This is a genomic window from Rhizobium sp. 'Codium 1' (assembly GCF_020889605.1).
GTDB classification, from domain to species: domain Bacteria; phylum Pseudomonadota; class Alphaproteobacteria; order Rhizobiales; family Rhizobiaceae; genus Allorhizobium; species Allorhizobium algae.
Genome location: NZ_JAJGPW010000001.1, coordinates 227,900 through 241,874, shown reverse-complemented (window position 1 = coordinate 241,874; position 13,975 = coordinate 227,900). Strand labels below are relative to the sequence as shown.

General features: G+C 63.7%; 16 protein-coding genes. 12 read left to right on the top strand and 4 right to left on the bottom strand.

Annotated elements, in window-relative coordinates; translation table 11 throughout:
* Positions 1-16 precede the first annotated feature (16 nt).
* The 7 genes from LJE98_RS01150 (at position 17) to LJE98_RS01120 (ending at position 5,450) form a co-directional block, all read left to right on the top strand.
* Entirely contained in the window at positions 17-838 is an 822-nt protein-coding gene (locus LJE98_RS01150; RefSeq protein WP_229572894.1) for a chromate resistance protein ChrB domain-containing protein, read from the top strand.
* The gene (gene chrA / locus LJE98_RS01145) at positions 838-2,178 is read left to right on the top strand and encodes a chromate efflux transporter (RefSeq protein ID WP_229572893.1); all 1,341 of its coding nucleotides are present in this window, start codon (positions 838-840) and stop codon (positions 2,176-2,178) included. Before LJE98_RS01150 ends, chrA begins: the two co-directional genes overlap by 1 nt.
* Positions 2,179-2,289: 111 nt before the next feature.
* A complete protein-coding gene (locus LJE98_RS01140; RefSeq protein WP_229572892.1) occupies positions 2,290-3,138 on the top strand; it encodes a TIGR01459 family HAD-type hydrolase in 849 nt (282 codons plus the stop codon).
* 13 nt (positions 3,139-3,151) lie between these two features.
* A complete protein-coding gene (locus LJE98_RS01135; protein ID WP_229572891.1) occupies positions 3,152-4,132 on the top strand; it encodes a bifunctional riboflavin kinase/FAD synthetase in 981 nt (326 codons plus the stop codon).
* 105 nt (positions 4,133-4,237) lie between these two features.
* On the top strand, positions 4,238-4,666 hold the full coding sequence (locus LJE98_RS01130) for a YeeE/YedE family protein (protein ID WP_229572890.1): 429 nt from the start codon (positions 4,238-4,240) through the stop codon (positions 4,664-4,666).
* The gene (locus LJE98_RS01125; protein WP_229572889.1) at positions 4,666-5,109 is read left to right on the top strand and encodes a DUF6691 family protein; all 444 of its coding nucleotides are present in this window, start codon (positions 4,666-4,668) and stop codon (positions 5,107-5,109) included. The genes LJE98_RS01130 and LJE98_RS01125 overlap by 1 nt, the downstream gene beginning before the upstream one ends.
* A gap of 101 nt (positions 5,110-5,210) precedes the next feature.
* The gene (locus LJE98_RS01120) at positions 5,211-5,450 is read left to right on the top strand and encodes a BrnA antitoxin family protein (protein ID WP_229572888.1); all 240 of its coding nucleotides are present in this window, start codon (positions 5,211-5,213) and stop codon (positions 5,448-5,450) included.
* 15 nt (positions 5,451-5,465) lie between these two features.
* Here LJE98_RS01120 and LJE98_RS01115 read toward each other — a convergent pair whose 3' ends face one another.
* Positions 5,466-5,753: a type II toxin-antitoxin system RelE/ParE family toxin gene (locus LJE98_RS01115; RefSeq protein WP_229572887.1), complete on the bottom strand. Its 288-nt coding sequence runs from the start codon at positions 5,751-5,753 to the stop codon at positions 5,466-5,468.
* Entirely contained in the window at positions 5,750-6,034 is a 285-nt protein-coding gene (locus LJE98_RS01110) for a hypothetical protein (RefSeq protein ID WP_229572886.1), read from the bottom strand. The genes LJE98_RS01115 and LJE98_RS01110 overlap by 4 nt, the downstream gene beginning before the upstream one ends.
* A 315-nt stretch (positions 6,035-6,349) precedes the next feature.
* On the opposite strand from LJE98_RS01110, the gene ileS reads away from it, so the two are divergent.
* The 3 genes from ileS to LJE98_RS01095 all read left to right on the top strand — a co-directional run bounded on the left by ileS (position 6,350) and on the right by LJE98_RS01095 (position 10,574).
* Positions 6,350-9,253 carry an isoleucine--tRNA ligase gene (gene ileS / locus LJE98_RS01105; protein WP_229572885.1) on the top strand — a complete coding sequence of 968 codons (2,904 nt, stop codon included), beginning with the start codon at positions 6,350-6,352 and terminating at the stop codon, positions 9,251-9,253.
* Positions 9,254-9,389: 136 nt separating this feature from the next.
* On the top strand, positions 9,390-10,022 hold the full coding sequence (locus LJE98_RS01100) for a hypothetical protein (protein ID WP_229572884.1): 633 nt from the start codon (positions 9,390-9,392) through the stop codon (positions 10,020-10,022).
* Between the two features lie 69 nt (positions 10,023-10,091).
* Positions 10,092-10,574, top strand: a complete 483-nt coding sequence (locus LJE98_RS01095) for a GNAT family N-acetyltransferase (RefSeq protein ID WP_229572883.1) — start codon at positions 10,092-10,094, stop codon at positions 10,572-10,574.
* Between the two features lie 16 nt (positions 10,575-10,590).
* Here LJE98_RS01095 and LJE98_RS01090 read toward each other — a convergent pair whose 3' ends face one another.
* Both LJE98_RS01090 and LJE98_RS01085 read right to left on the bottom strand, forming a co-directional pair.
* Positions 10,591-10,911, bottom strand: a complete 321-nt coding sequence (locus LJE98_RS01090) for a hypothetical protein (protein WP_229572882.1) — start codon at positions 10,909-10,911, stop codon at positions 10,591-10,593.
* Entirely contained in the window at positions 10,911-11,363 is a 453-nt protein-coding gene (locus LJE98_RS01085; RefSeq protein WP_229572881.1) for a nucleoside deaminase, read from the bottom strand. The genes LJE98_RS01090 and LJE98_RS01085 overlap by 1 nt, the downstream gene beginning before the upstream one ends.
* 69 nt (positions 11,364-11,432) lie before the next feature.
* Between LJE98_RS01085 and LJE98_RS01080 the strand changes: the two genes are divergently transcribed.
* Together LJE98_RS01080 and rsmD are read left to right on the top strand one after the other, a co-directional pair.
* Positions 11,433-13,394 carry a pseudouridine synthase gene (locus LJE98_RS01080; RefSeq protein ID WP_229572880.1) on the top strand — a complete coding sequence of 654 codons (1,962 nt, stop codon included), beginning with the start codon at positions 11,433-11,435 and terminating at the stop codon, positions 13,392-13,394.
* Positions 13,395-13,400: 6 nt separating this feature from the next.
* On the top strand, positions 13,401-13,961 hold the full coding sequence (gene rsmD / locus LJE98_RS01075) for a 16S rRNA (guanine(966)-N(2))-methyltransferase RsmD (protein WP_229572879.1): 561 nt from the start codon (positions 13,401-13,403) through the stop codon (positions 13,959-13,961).
* The last annotated feature ends 14 nt before the right edge of the window (positions 13,962-13,975 follow it).

Genomic DNA, 13,975 nt, shown 5'->3' with positions numbered 1-13,975 from the left:
ACAACGGACACCGAACATGGCACCCTTTGGCGCAATTTCCGCAGACAAACTCTTTCGCTTGTTGGGTTCATCCCAGTCCCCCTTCCTTGTCGATGTCAGTCTTGACGAAGATGCCGAGGCTGATCCCTTTCTCCTGCCGTCAGCTGTCCGCCGCGATCACCGGTTCGTCGACCGCTGGGCGGCCGAGATCAAATCCCCCTCCGTCGTGATCATCTGCCATAAAGGGCGAAAGCTCAGCGAAGGCGTGGCAGCCCATCTGCGCCTTCTGGGGCTCTCCGCTGAAGTCCTGGAAGGCGGAAACGTCGCCTGGGCGAAAGCGGGGCTTCCCCGCGTGCCGCTGGCCCGGCTCGCAAGTCATGGCGGCGGCACGCTTTGGGTCACCCGCAACCGGCCGAAGATCGACCGTATCGCCTGCCCATGGCTGATCCGCCGCTTCGTTGATCCCCTGGCGCGCTTCCTCTTTGTCTCGCCCTCGGAAGTGGAGGGCGTCGCCCAACGGTTCGACGCTGTCGCATTCGACATGGATGAAGGGTTCTGGAGCCACCGCGCCGAGCGCTGCACCTTTGATACGATGCTGACCGAATTTGGTCTTGAGACGCCCGCGCTGATGACCCTCGCACAGATAGTTCGCGGCGCCGATACGAACCGGCTGGACCTTGCGCCGGAGGCCGCCGGCCTGCTGGCGGTGTCGCTCGGGCTGTCGAGGCTCCATGCCAGCGACCTCGATCAACTGGAGCAGGGCCTGATTGTCTATGATGCCCTGTACCGTTGGGCGCGCGACGCCATGGACGAAAAGCACGACTGGGTCGCCCGCAGTTCGCGCAATGAGGTTGGGTGATGAGTATCGTGGTGGGAAATCCGGCCAGGATCACTGAAATCCGGCCGACATTCACCGAACTGGTCTCGGCCTTTGCCCGCATCGGCCTCATGTCCTTTGGCGGTCCAGCGGCCCAGATCGCGCTGATGCACCGGATCTGCGTCGAGGAAAAACGCTGGATCGATGAGGACAGATACCTCCACGCCTTGAATTACTGCATGCTGCTTCCCGGTCCCGAAGCCCAACAGCTCGCGACCTATATCGGTTGGCTGTTGCACGGCGTGCGGGGCGGCATGGTCGCCGGCCTGCTCTTCGTCTTGCCGGGGCTCGCCGTCATCCTCGGTCTGTCCGGCCTCTATGCGCTCTATCAGGAGGCAAGCCTTGTCACGGGCCTGTTCTTCGGTCTGAAGGCGGCGGTCCTGGCGATCGTCGTTGAAGCCGTGGTCAGGATCGGCAGGCGGGCCTTGAAGAGCGGTTTCCACCGCGGCCTGGCGGCGGCCGCCTTCATCGCGCTTTTCTTTTTCTCCCTGCCGTTCCCGCTTGTCGTGCTCACGGCCGCCCTGATCGGCCTCATCCACGCTCGCGGCGTACCATCAGCAGCTGTCGAGATCTCCGAGGAAGTCCGCGCAAGGCCGCCACTGCTTGGTCAGTTGGCAACACTGCTGTTCTGGGTCGTCGTCTGGCTGGCGCCCCTGCCGCTACTCTGGCTGCTCGTTCCGGAAACCGCACTTCCCGAGGTCCAGACGTTTTTCTCCAAGATGACGCTTGTCACCTTCGGCGGCGCCTATGCCGTGCTTGCCTATGTTGCCCAGGTCGCGGTCGATCACTACGCCTGGCTCAAACCTGGCGAGATGCTGGACGGGCTGGCACTTGCCGAGACGACGCCGGGACCGCTGGTTATGGTCCTCTCCTATGTCGGTTTCCTCGCCGGCTTCCGCCAGAGCGGCGCGCTCGATCCCTTGATCGGCGGGCTGCTCGGTGGCGTGATCGCCGCCTGGGCCACCTTCGTCCCGAGCTTCATCTGGATCTTTGCCGGCGCCCCCTATATCGAGCGCCTGCGCGGCAATCGCCTGCTGAGCGCCGCGCTTTCGGCCATCACCGCCGCCGTGGTCGGAGTCATTCTCAATCTTGCCGTCTGGTTCGCGCTGCATGTCGTCTTTGCCAGGGTGGAGCCGGTCGATCTCGTAAGCCTTACTCCGCTGACGCTCTCCGTCCCTCTGCCGGTCTGGTCGTCCCTGGATTGGCCGGCTCTGGTCATCGCCATGGTTGCCGCCGTCATGATCTTCCGCTTCCATCTCGGCATCGGCAAGACGCTGATCGCGGCCGGTCTGCTCGGGCTTGCCGCCCGTTTCCTGCTCTGATGGAGCACTCATCGACGGCTGCCAATTTCGGGTGTCGCGACGCTTGCCCCTTGCCTTGCCGCCCGTCCTTTGCCATGTCACCGGACACACATTCAGCAGTCAGGACAGACGATGACCCGCAGCATTACCACCCTCGGCGACGTGACCGACGCCTATGACGTCATTCTGTGCGACGTCTGGGGTGTCCTGCACAATGGCATCGATGCCTTTCCGCTGGCAGGTGAAGCGCTGACGGCCGCCCGCAAAAAGGGCCTGACCGTCGTGCTGATCACCAATTCGCCGAGGCCCGCCATCGGTGTCATCCCGCAGCTGCGCGCCATCGGCGTTCCCGACTCGGCCTATGACCGCATCGTCACATCAGGCGATGTCACCCGCACGTTGATCGCCGCCGGTCCGAAAAAGGTCTTCCTGCTCGGTCCCGAGCGCGACCTTCCGCTCTTCGACGGGCTCGATGTCGAGATCGTCTCGAAGGAAGAGGCCGATTGTGTGGTCTGCACCGGCTTCTTCGACGACGAGGTCGAGACGCCGGAAGATTACCGCGACATGCTCACCGACTTCGTTGCCCGCAAGGTGCCGCTGATCTGCGCCAACCCGGACCTGGTGGTCGAGCGCGGCCACCGCATCATCCCATGTGCGGGCGCGGTCGCCGCCTTCTACACAGAGCTTGGCGGCGAGACCCGCATCGCCGGCAAGCCGCATGCGCCGATCTACGCGGCGACACTGGCTGCGGCAAAGGAGGCCCGCGGAGACTTCGACAAGGCCCGCGTCCTCGCGATCGGCGACGGCATGCCGACCGATGTCAAGGGCGCCATCGATGCCGGGCTCAATCTCCTCTATATCTCCGGTGGCATTCATGCCGCCGACTACGCGACGAACAACGTGACCGACGAAACGAGGCTGCAGCTGTTCCTCGAACGGGAAAAGGTCGCGCCACAATTCTGGATGCACAGGCTGGCATGAGGCAGCGGCTCGGATGACCGTCTTTCACCGCAACGAGAAGAAGGAACCTCTGCCATCAGCCTTGCGCGGCGGCGTGGTGGCGATCGGCAATTTCGATGGCGTGCATCGCGGCCACCAGGCCGTGCTGAAGCGTGCGCTGGAGCGTGCAGAAGCACTCGGCGTGCCGGCTCTCGTGCTCACCTTCGAGCCGCATCCCCGCACCATCTTCAATCCCGACAAGCCGGTTTTCCGCCTGACGCCGCCGTCCCTGCGCGCCCGCATCCTGGAGGCCATGGGATTCCATTCGGTGATCGAATATCCCTTCGACAGGGAGTTTTCCCAGCGCTCTGCGGAAGACTTCGTCCAGTCGATCCTGGGCGACTGGCTGGGTGCGCGCGAAGTCGTGACCGGCTTCGACTTCCATTTCGGCAAGGGCAGGGAGGGCGGCCCCGCCTATCTCATGCAGGCTGGCAGCCGACACGGCTTCGGCGTCAGCCTTGTTGATGCCTTCCGCGACGAGGGGGCCGAAGTCATTTCCTCGAGCCGCATCCGGGGCCTGATCGCCACCGGTGATGTCGCCGAGGCCGCGGGGCTCCTGGGCTATCGCTTCACGGTCGAGGCCGAGGTGATGAAGGGGCAGCAACTCGGCCGCACCCTGGGCTTCCCCACCGCCAATATGCACCTGCCGCCGGAAGCGACGCTACGCCCCGGAATTTATGCCGTCCGCTTTCGCCGTCCCGACGGGATCATTCGCGATGGTGTCGCGAGCTTCGGCTATCGCCCCACCGTCACCAATAATGGTGACCCCTGGCTGGAAACCTTCGTTTTCGATTTCTCCGGCGATCTCTATGGCGAGGTCTGCTCCGTATCGCTCTTCGGCTTCCTGCGCGACGAGTGGAAGTTCGAAGGCCTCGATCCGCTCGTTGCCCAGATCCACAAGGATGTGGAGGAGGCGCGGGCGCTGCTTTCCGGTGTCACGCCCATCGGAACGCTCGACGCAGCCATCGCCTTTTGAGCAAGGCGGCTACATGTCGGCGATGTGAGTTGCCGATTCGCACAGCGTCACATATGCATGGAGATATGTAAGGGGCCCGCCACGGGCCTGAGGTTGGAGACCGCCTTGACTGAATTCACGCCCCTGATGTCCTTTGCCGGCGCCCTGCTGATCGGGCTGTCTGCCCTTCTGCTGATGCTCACCTGGGGCCGGATCGCCGGCATGACTGCGATTGTGGGCGGCATCCTGCCCCCGCTCGGCGCCGACTGGTCCTGGAAGCTCGCCTTCCTCGCCGGCGCCATCCTCGCACCTTTCGCGCTGTCGCTCAGCGGATACGTTGTCGAATATGCGGTTCCCGTCTCCACCGCGGCCCTGGTGATCGGCGGGTTGATCGCCGGCATCGGCGTCACCTTCGGCTCCGGTTGCACCTCCGGACACGGCATTTGCGGCATGGCGCGCCTCTCGCGACGCTCGATTGCGGCGACGGTCACATTTATGGCTTTTGCCGTTCTCACCGTCTTTCTCATTCGCCACGTCTTCGGGGTCACGATCTGATGCGCTTCCTCATTGTCTTTCTGATCGGTGCCCTCTTCGGAACCGGCATTGCCCTTTCCGGCATGGCAAACCCGGCCAAGGTCCTGAACTTTTTCGATCTCGCCGGCAGCTTCGACCCCAGCCTCGCCTTTGTCATGGCCGGTGCGCTGTCGGTCGCCGCTCCGGGCTACGCACTGCTCTTCCGCGTGCGGCAGAAGCCGCTGTTCGACCAGAGCTTTCGCCTGCCAGGAGCGAGCGCCATCGATGCAAGGCTGATCGGCGGCTCAGCCATCTTCGGAATCGGCTGGGGCATTGCCGGCTTCTGTCCCGGCGCCTCGATCCCGGCGCTCGGCCTCGGTCACACCTCGGCGGCGATCTTCGTTGCGGCCCTGCTTCTCGGCATTCTGATCGCCCGAAGGCTCGCCAGGGCAGACTTCTTTGCCGACCTTGCCCGGTCAGGCTGAGCTACGGCGGTGTCCACGCCGCCGATGCCGGCTTGACGCCTTGTCCGCATTGCCGCCTAGTGCGGCCAGCAAATCATCAGAGACAGCCCGAAAGGCACCCCATGGCCATGACGCCGCGCAGACCCATGAACCCGAAGGATGCCGCGGAAGCCCTGTTCCGCCCCGCGAAGAAGCCGGCAGCCCCGGTCGTCGAGCGCCGCGCAGCCCCCGATGTCAAGGAACTGGTCTCGATCAAGCTCGACAGTGCGGTGATCGAGCATTTCCAGAAGGACGGCCCCGGCTGGCAGGATCGCATCAACGACGCCCTTCGCGCGGTCGTCGAGAGGGATGGCGGCGAGTAAAGCCGGCAGATTGGGTCAGTCGCGATCAGTCGGTGGCCATTGCCGTGAGGCATGGACGATCGCGAGGATGGCGAGCTTGCCGTTAGTCACCTCATAGATGAGGCGATAGCTGGGATGCGGCAGAAGCTCGCGAGTGCCAGGGACCAGGCCGATTTTACCCGAATGGGGAAACTGACCAAGCTGAATGACCGCCTGTTCGAACGTATTGTCGATGGCCAGTGCGGCAACCGGATTTTTTTCCACGATGTCTTCGAAGATGGAAGCGCGGTCATGAATGGCCTGGCGCGTCCATTGAACGATCATAAGCGGCTCGCTTTGAGAGCGCGCTCCCGTCGCTCAGCAAACATCCGTTCGGCATCGTCTGCCGCTATGACCTCTCCGGCAGCCACGTCGTCGCGACCACGCGCGACTTTGGCCTCCATAAACTGACGATAGCCGCTATCGACCTTCTGCCGCTCGACATAGTCCTGTACCATCTCCCGCAGGACTTCGCTTTCTGACGTCTGTGCGGACGTGACCGCTGCGGCAAAATCATCGGCGAGCTTGGCGTCGAGGTCGACCTTTAGCTGCGCTTTGCGTGTCATGCCGTCTCCGCCCTGCTCTTGAATGGCCCGCAGACATGGGGTGATGAAGACAGTCTAAGCATGTCCCGCCTGCCTGTCCATCTCGCCCATCTTGCCCCTTCCTTTTGGCGCGAAAAACCCCTAAAGAACGCGGCCATGACGTATCTTTCGGCGGCCCGGATCATTCGAATTATTGGCCCGGCCCTCCCGGCGGCTTGATGAGCTGCGGGAAGGTCCGGGTTTTTGGCGTTGGGTTTCAAGCCCCGCGCCCGCTTGCCGCCAATCCATGACATAATTCCGCGACCGCTTGAGGTCGCCCCATCCGATGGCTGATCCATGACCGATACCCCTGAAAAGATCGACTACTCCAAGACCCTCTTTCTGCCCGAGACCGAATTTCCGATGCGCGCCGGCCTTCCCCAGAAGGAGCCGGAAATGGCGGCGAAGTGGAAAGAGATGGGTCTCTACAAGCGCCTGCGCGCATCTGCCGCCGGCCGCGAAAAATTCGTCCTGCATGACGGCCCGCCCTATGCCAACGGCAACATCCATATCGGCCATGCGCTGAACAAGGTGCTGAAGGACGTCATCACCCGCTCTTTCCAGATGCGTGGTTTTGACTCGAACTACGTGCCTGGCTGGGACTGCCATGGTCTTCCGATCGAATGGAAGATCGAGGAAAAATATCGCGAGAAGGGCAAGGACAAGAACGAGGTCCCGGTCAACGAATTCCGCAAGGAATGCCGCGAGTTCGCGCAAGGCTGGATCAACATCCAGTCGGACGAGTTCCGCCGTCTCGGCATCGAGGGCGATTTCGACAATCCCTACACCACCATGGCCTTCCACGCGGAAGCCCGCATTGCCGGCGAACTCTTGAAGATCGCCATGTCCGGCCAGCTCTATCGCGGCTCCAAGCCGATCATGTGGTCGGTCGTCGAGCGCACCGCGCTCGCCGAAGCCGAAGTGGAATATGCCGAGGTCGAGAGCGACACGATCTGGGTGAAGTTCCCGGTTGTTGATGCCGCCTCGGATCTGAAGTCGGCCTCCGTCGTCATCTGGACGACCACGCCCTGGACCATCCCGGGCAACCGCGCGATCTCCTACTCCTCGAAGATCGAATACGGCCTTTACGAGATCACCGAAGCCACCAATGATTTCGGCCCGCAGCCGGGCGAGCGGCTCATCTTCGCCAAGCGCCTCGCCGAAGATGCAGCAGCCAAGGCCAAGGTGACCTTCAACCTCGTCCGTGACGTGACCGGTGCCGAGCTCGCAGCCATCACCTGCGCCCACCCGCTGGCCGACCTCGGCTACACCTTCGCCGTCCCGCTGCTCGACGGCGACCATGTCACCGATGACGCCGGTACCGGTTTCGTCCACACGGCGCCCTCGCACGGCCGCGAAGACTTTGAAGCCTGGATGGCGAATGTCCGCGCGCTCGAAGCTCGTGGCATCGATACGAAAATCCCGTTCCCGGTCGACGATGCCGGCTTCTACACCGAAGACGCCCCCGGTTTCGGCCCGTCCGCCGAAGGCGGTGCCGCTCGCGTGCTCGACGACAACGGCAAGAAGGGCGACGCCAACAAACGCGTCATGGACGCTCTCATCAAGGCGAACAACCTCTTTGCCCGTGGCCGCATCAAGCATGAATATCCGCATTCCTGGCGCTCCAAGAAGCCGGTCATCTTCCGCAACACGCCGCAGTGGTTCGTCTACATGGACAAGGACCTCGCCGACGGCACGACGCTGCGCAGCCGCGCGCTCTCGGCCATCGACCAGACCCGCTTTGTCCCCGCTGGTGGCCAGAACCGCCTGCGCGCCATGATCGAGCAGCGCCCGGATTGGGTTCTCTCGCGTCAGCGCGCCTGGGGCGTGCCGATCTGCGTCTTCGCCGATGCCGAGGGCAATGTGTTGCAGGACGAAAAGGTCAATGCCCGCATCCTCGAAGCTTTCGAGAAGGAAGGCGCAGACGCCTGGTTCGCCGAAGGCGCCAAGGAACGCTTCCTGGCCGGCGAGCATGACGGCGACACCTGGCAGATGGTGTCAGACATCCTCGACGTCTGGTTCGATTCAGGTTCGACCCACACCTTCACCCTGGAAGACCGCCCCGACCTGAAATGGCCGGCAGACGTCTATCTCGAAGGTTCCGACCAGCATCGCGGATGGTTCCATTCCTCGCTGCTCGAAAGCTGCGCCACCCGTGGTCGCGCGCCCTACAATGCCGTGGTCACCCACGGGTTTACGATGGCCGAAGACGGTCGCAAGATGTCGAAGTCGCTCGGCAATACCGTCACGCCGCAGGAAGTGATGAGCCAGTCGGGTGCCGATATCCTGCGTCTCTGGGTGATGAACACCGACTACTGGGAAGACCAGCGCCTCGGCAAGACGATCATCCAGACCAATATCGACAGCTACCGCAAGATCCGCAACACGGTTCGCTGGATGCTCGGCACGCTCGCCCATGACCATGGCGACGAGATCGCCTATGCGGACCTGCCGGAACTCGAAAAGCTGATGCTGCACCGTCTGGCCGAACTCGACCAGCTCGTGCGCAAGGGCTACGACGAATTCGACTTCAAGCGCATCGTCCGCGCTCTCTCGGATTTTGCCAATGTCGAGCTCTCGGCCTTCTACTTCGATATCCGCAAGGATGCGCTCTATTGCGACGCCCCGTCGAGCCTGAAGCGCCGTTCGGCCCTCTTTGTCATCCGCAAGCTTTTCGATTGCCTCGTTCTGTGGTTCGCGCCGATGATGCCCTTCACCACGGAAGAGGCATGGCTCTCGCGGGATCCGAAGGCCGAGTCCGTCCATCTGGAACAGTTCCCGGTGATCCCGGCCGACTGGTCGAACGAGGCGGTGGCCGAGAAGTGGAAAAAGGTCCGCACGGTGCGCCGTGCCGTGACAGGCGCACTGGAGATCGAACGCAAGGAAAAGCGCATCGGCTCCTCGCTGGAAGCGGCCCCGGTCGTTCACGTCGGCGATGCGGATCTTCTGAAGGCCCTCGACGGTCTCGACTTTGCCGAGATCTGCATCACCTCGGACATCTCCGTTGTCTCGGGTGAAGGCCCTGCTGAAGCCTTCCGTCTGGACGATGGCACCAAGGTCGCCGTCGAACCGAAGCTCGCCGAAGGCACGAAATGCGCCCGCTCATGGAAGATCACCAGGGATGTCGGCTCCGATGCCGACTATCCCGATGTTTCGGCCCGTGATGCCCAGGCTCTGCGCGAGCTTGCAGCGCGCGGATAAGGAAATATGACCGGATGATTTGCGCTTTTGCGGGTCATCCGGTAAAACTGCCTGAAAATGGCCGAATTCGACCGGCAGGGCTGGTGGAATGTATTCGGCACGACTGATGTAACTGCGGCGAGGCTGGTAGGCATTCATGAATTCGGCATATCTGTTCAGAGTTGGCCTCGGTCTGGTTGGCCTTGTTGGCCTGACGTCGGGTGTCTCCGGCTGCGTCGGCAGCCCGACCTATGGCACGGACAAGACGGCGATGGAGCAGCTGGTGGATGACGTCGGCTCGGCCGTGTCGATCGCGCCGCGCGAAGCCGCCAACAAGGGTACCAAATACAATCCGCGTCCTGACCTCGTCCTGCCGCCGGGCGGCGCCCAGACGGCCGGGCTCGTCGCGCCGCAACAGTCGGTTGCCAGCCGCGAAAACAATCCCGAGTGGGTGGAATCGCCGGAAGAGGCGCGTGAGCGTCTCGTGGCCGAAGCCGACGCCAATGCCGGCAATCCGCGTTACCGCTCACCACTGCTCGCCGGCTATGGCACGGCCGGCACGATGACCGAGACGCAGAAGTGGCAGGCCTTCCGTGACGCCCGTCAGCTGCAGAAGGGCGCCTATCTCGACCAGCGTCGCCTTCTTTCCGATCCGCCGGCCGAATATCGCCAGACGCAGGAAGCCGCACTGGTCGATCTCGGCGAGCCGGAACAGAAGAAGGAAAAGCGCCGCAAGAAGGAAGCCAAGGCTGCCCAGCAGAACAGCTCCTGGTGGATGCCTTTCCAATAAGCGCCTTTCGATCGTGAATTTTCCAGGGCAGGGCGGAAACGACCTGCCCTTTTGCTTGAGGTCTTGTCCATGCCTTTCTCCATCCGTCCTGCCACGCCTGAGGACGCCGCCACAATTCTCGGCTTCATTACCGAACTCGCTATCTATGAAAAGGCGGGGCATGAGGTGGAGGCGACCACGGAGACGATCCGCGCGTCGATTTTCGGCGAGGGGTCTGTGACCGAGGCGGTGATCCTGGAGGCCGATGGTCAGCCTGCGGGATTTGCGGTCTGGTTTCACAGCTATTCCACCTGGCAGGCGAGGAACGGCCTCTATCTGGAGGATCTCTATGTCTCGCCGGATTATCGCGGCTCGGGTGCCGGCAAGCTGCTTTTGAAACATCTCGCGCGCATTGCGGTGGGACGGGGTTGCGGTCGCTTCGAATGGAGCGTGCTCGACTGGAACGAGCCGGCGATCCGCGTCTATGACGCTGTTGGTGCCGAACCGCAGACGGAATGGATCCGCTACCGGCTGGCCGGCCGGAAGCTTGAGGATTTCGCCGCCGCCGGGTGAGGCCGTCGCGCCTGCCTCATTCCTCGTTTTCGACCGTGCGCGCAACCAGCGCCATGTGCATGGCCTGCAAGGCGGGAGCGATGAAGGAGATCCACAGCAGCGCCATGTCGCGCTCGGCATGGTCATCCCGTGAAAATACGAAGATCAGGCCGATCAGAGCAAGCATCAGCACAGGTGCCGCGGCGATGGCGATCAGCCGTGGTGCGCGCCAGTTGACGGTACCGGTCGTCGACCACTGCATCGGCAAGCGGTCTGCGCCCGGTGCAACATTGCGATAAGCCCAGAACGCAATGCCAGCCATGCCGGCAATCGACAAGGTGAGCGCAACAAAGATCATCAGTCTCTCCTGTCCTGGAAGAAGCCCCGGAGCATGTCGGCAGCCTCGCTCTCGCGAATGCCGGAATAGACTTCAGGAACGTGGTGGCAGGTCGGTTGTCGGTAGAAGCGCACGCCGTTTTCCACCGCCCCGCCTTTGGCGTCCGCGGCAGCATAATACAGTCGCCGCATCCGGGCAAAGGAGATTGCCGCAGCGCACATCGTGCAAGGCTCGAGCGTGACGTAGAGATCGGCCTCGACGAGCCGTTCGTCGCCTAGGATTGCCGCCGCACGGCGGATGGCGAGAATTTCGGCATGGGCGGTCACATCGTTCAGCGCCCGCGTCTCGTTGCCGGCCCGTCCGATGATCCGGCCGTCGCGCACGACCACGGCGCCGATCGGAACCTCACCGCGCTCGCCGGCGGCGCGAGCCTCCTCGAAGGCTGCCTCCATGAAGCCGTTTGTCTTCCCCATGCACGAACTTTCCACTTAACCCGAGCCGCGCGACCTGATACGACAGCCCAAACCACAGGCAAACAGCAAATGACATTCAAAGACAAGTCCAAGCGTCCGGCGGGCAAGCCCTCCGACCGCAGCGGCAAGCCGCAAACCAGAAAACCGTCCGCAGCCTCCGCAGACAAGCCCGCGTCGAAGCCCGTTCGTGCGCCACGCACCGAGGCAGCGGCCGGCGACGACACCATGAAGCCCGAGCGCATTTCCAAGCTGCTCGCCCGCGCTGGTGTCGCATCCCGTCGTGACATAGAGCGCATGATCATGGAAGGCCGCGTGGCCGTGAACGGCAAGGTGCTCGAAACCCCCGTGCTCAACGCGACGCTGGCCGACAAGATCGAGGTCGATGGCCAGCCGATCCGCGGCATCGAACGCACGCGCCTCTGGCTCTATCACAAGCCGGCCGGCCTGGTGACGACCAATGCCGATCCAGAAGGCCGCTCGACGGTTTTCGAGAACCTGCCGGAAGAACTGCCACGTGTCATGTCCATCGGCCGTCTCGACATCAACACCGAGGGCCTGCTGCTGCTCACCAATGACGGCGGCCTCGCCCGCGTCCTGGAATTGCCGACCACAGGCTGGCTGCGCCGTTACCGCGTGCGTGCCTATGGCGAAGTCGACCAGCCGGCGCTTGATGCGCTGAAGGAAGGCATTGCCGTCGACGGCGTGCTCTACGGCGCGATCGATGCAACGCTCGACCGCAAGCAGGGTCACAATGTCTGGATCACCATGGGTCTGCGCGAAGGCAAGAACCGCGAGATCAAGAACGTGCTCGGCGCGCTCGGCCTCGAGGTCAATCGCCTGATCCGTGTTTCCTACGGTCCCTTCCAGCTCGGCGACCTGCCGGAAGGCAAGGTCCAGGAAGTGCGTGGCCGCATGCTGCGCGATCAGCTCGGTCCCCGCCTGATCGAGGAATCCAAGGCCAATTTCGACGCCCCGATCTATGCCCATGGCGTCGAGACCGACGAAGAGGATGCACCCGCTGCGCCGGCCAAAAAGCCTGGCCGCGAGGCAAAGCCGGAATGGAGCCGTGAAGAGCGCCCGGCAGACAAGAAGCGTGCGGCGCCGAAGGACTGGTCCGACAAGGGCGACCGCCGCGAGCGTGCGCTTGGGCGCCTCGACACCCGTCGTGACGATGGCAAGCCTGGCGACAAGTTTGCCGACAAGCCTAAGCGTCCGGCGGGCAACACGAAGGGCCGCACCGCCAATGTCTGGATGGCGCCCGGCGCCCGTCCGCTCGGCGAAAAGGCTGCCGCAGCGGCCGCCCGTCGCAAGCCCGATCCGCGCGGTCCCAAGCCCACAGAGCGCTTTGACGACCGGCCAACCTCGACCGTTCAGATCACCCGTGCGCGGGACGAGGAAGGCGACTGGATCCGCGCTGACGGTCCGGACCAGAAGCCCGGCGGTCGCGATGGCGGCCGTGGTGGAAAGCCCGGTGGCTTCGGTGCCCGTCCGCCCCGTCGTGACGGTGACGATCGTGCGCCACGTCGTGAGGGTTCCGATCGTGGCCCCAAGCGCGATTTCGGGGATCGTGCCGAGCGCGCCCCGCGCCGGGAAGGCGACGACCGTGGCCCCCGCAAGGATTTCGGCGATCGCGGTCCTCGCAAGCCCTTCGGCGACAAGCCGGATCGTCCGCGCACGGAACGGTTCACGCCGGATCGCGCCCGTGATGATCGGCCCCGTGACGCCAGACCCCGTGATGAACACCCCCGGGGCGAGCGTCCGGCCGGCGACAGGCCTTTCGGTGACAAGCCGCGCGGCGCGCGACCCGCGGGCGACCGCTCCTTCGGCGACAAGCCTGCAGGCAAGTCGTTCGGCAAGCCTGCGGGCAAGCCTTCAGGCAAACCGGCCGGCAAGAGCTTTGGCGGCAAGCCCGGTGGTGGAAAAAGCTTTGGCGGCAAGCCGGGCGGACGCCCGGCCGGTGGCCCACGCTCCGGCGGCCCGAGTGGCAAACCCACGGGCGGCAGCCGCGGTGCCCCGAAGGGCAAGAGGTAAGCCGGCATGCGTATCGTCGGCGGTGAATTTCGTGGCCGCACGCTGGCTACGCCGAAGTCCAACGACATTCGGCCGACAGTAGACCGGACGCGCGAAAGCCTGTTCAATATCCTCGCGCACGCCCATCCGGGCGTGCTCGACGGCACCCGGATCCTCGACCTCTTTGCCGGAACCGGTGCCGTCGGCATCGAAGCCCTGTCGCGGGGCTGCAAGTCCGCACTCTTCGTCGAAAACAGCGTCGAGGGCCGCGGCCTGCTCTGGGAAAACATCGATGCCTTCGGCCTGCATGGCCGCGCCCGCATGCTGCGACGCGACGCCACCGATCTCGGCCCTGCCAACAACATCGAGCCCTTCGAACTGGTCTTCGCAGATCCACCCTATGGCAAGGGTCTCGGTGAAAAAGCGCTGCTTTCGGCCCATCAGGGCGGCTGGCTGGCAAAGAACGCGCTCGTCATCCTCGAGGAGCGGGGCGACGTGCAGGTCTCCGCCGATCCGGTCTTCGCCTTCATCGAGGAGCGCGTGTTCGGTGACACGAAAATGTACTTCTTTTCCTATAGGCCGTCCTGATCCCCGTCCTGAAT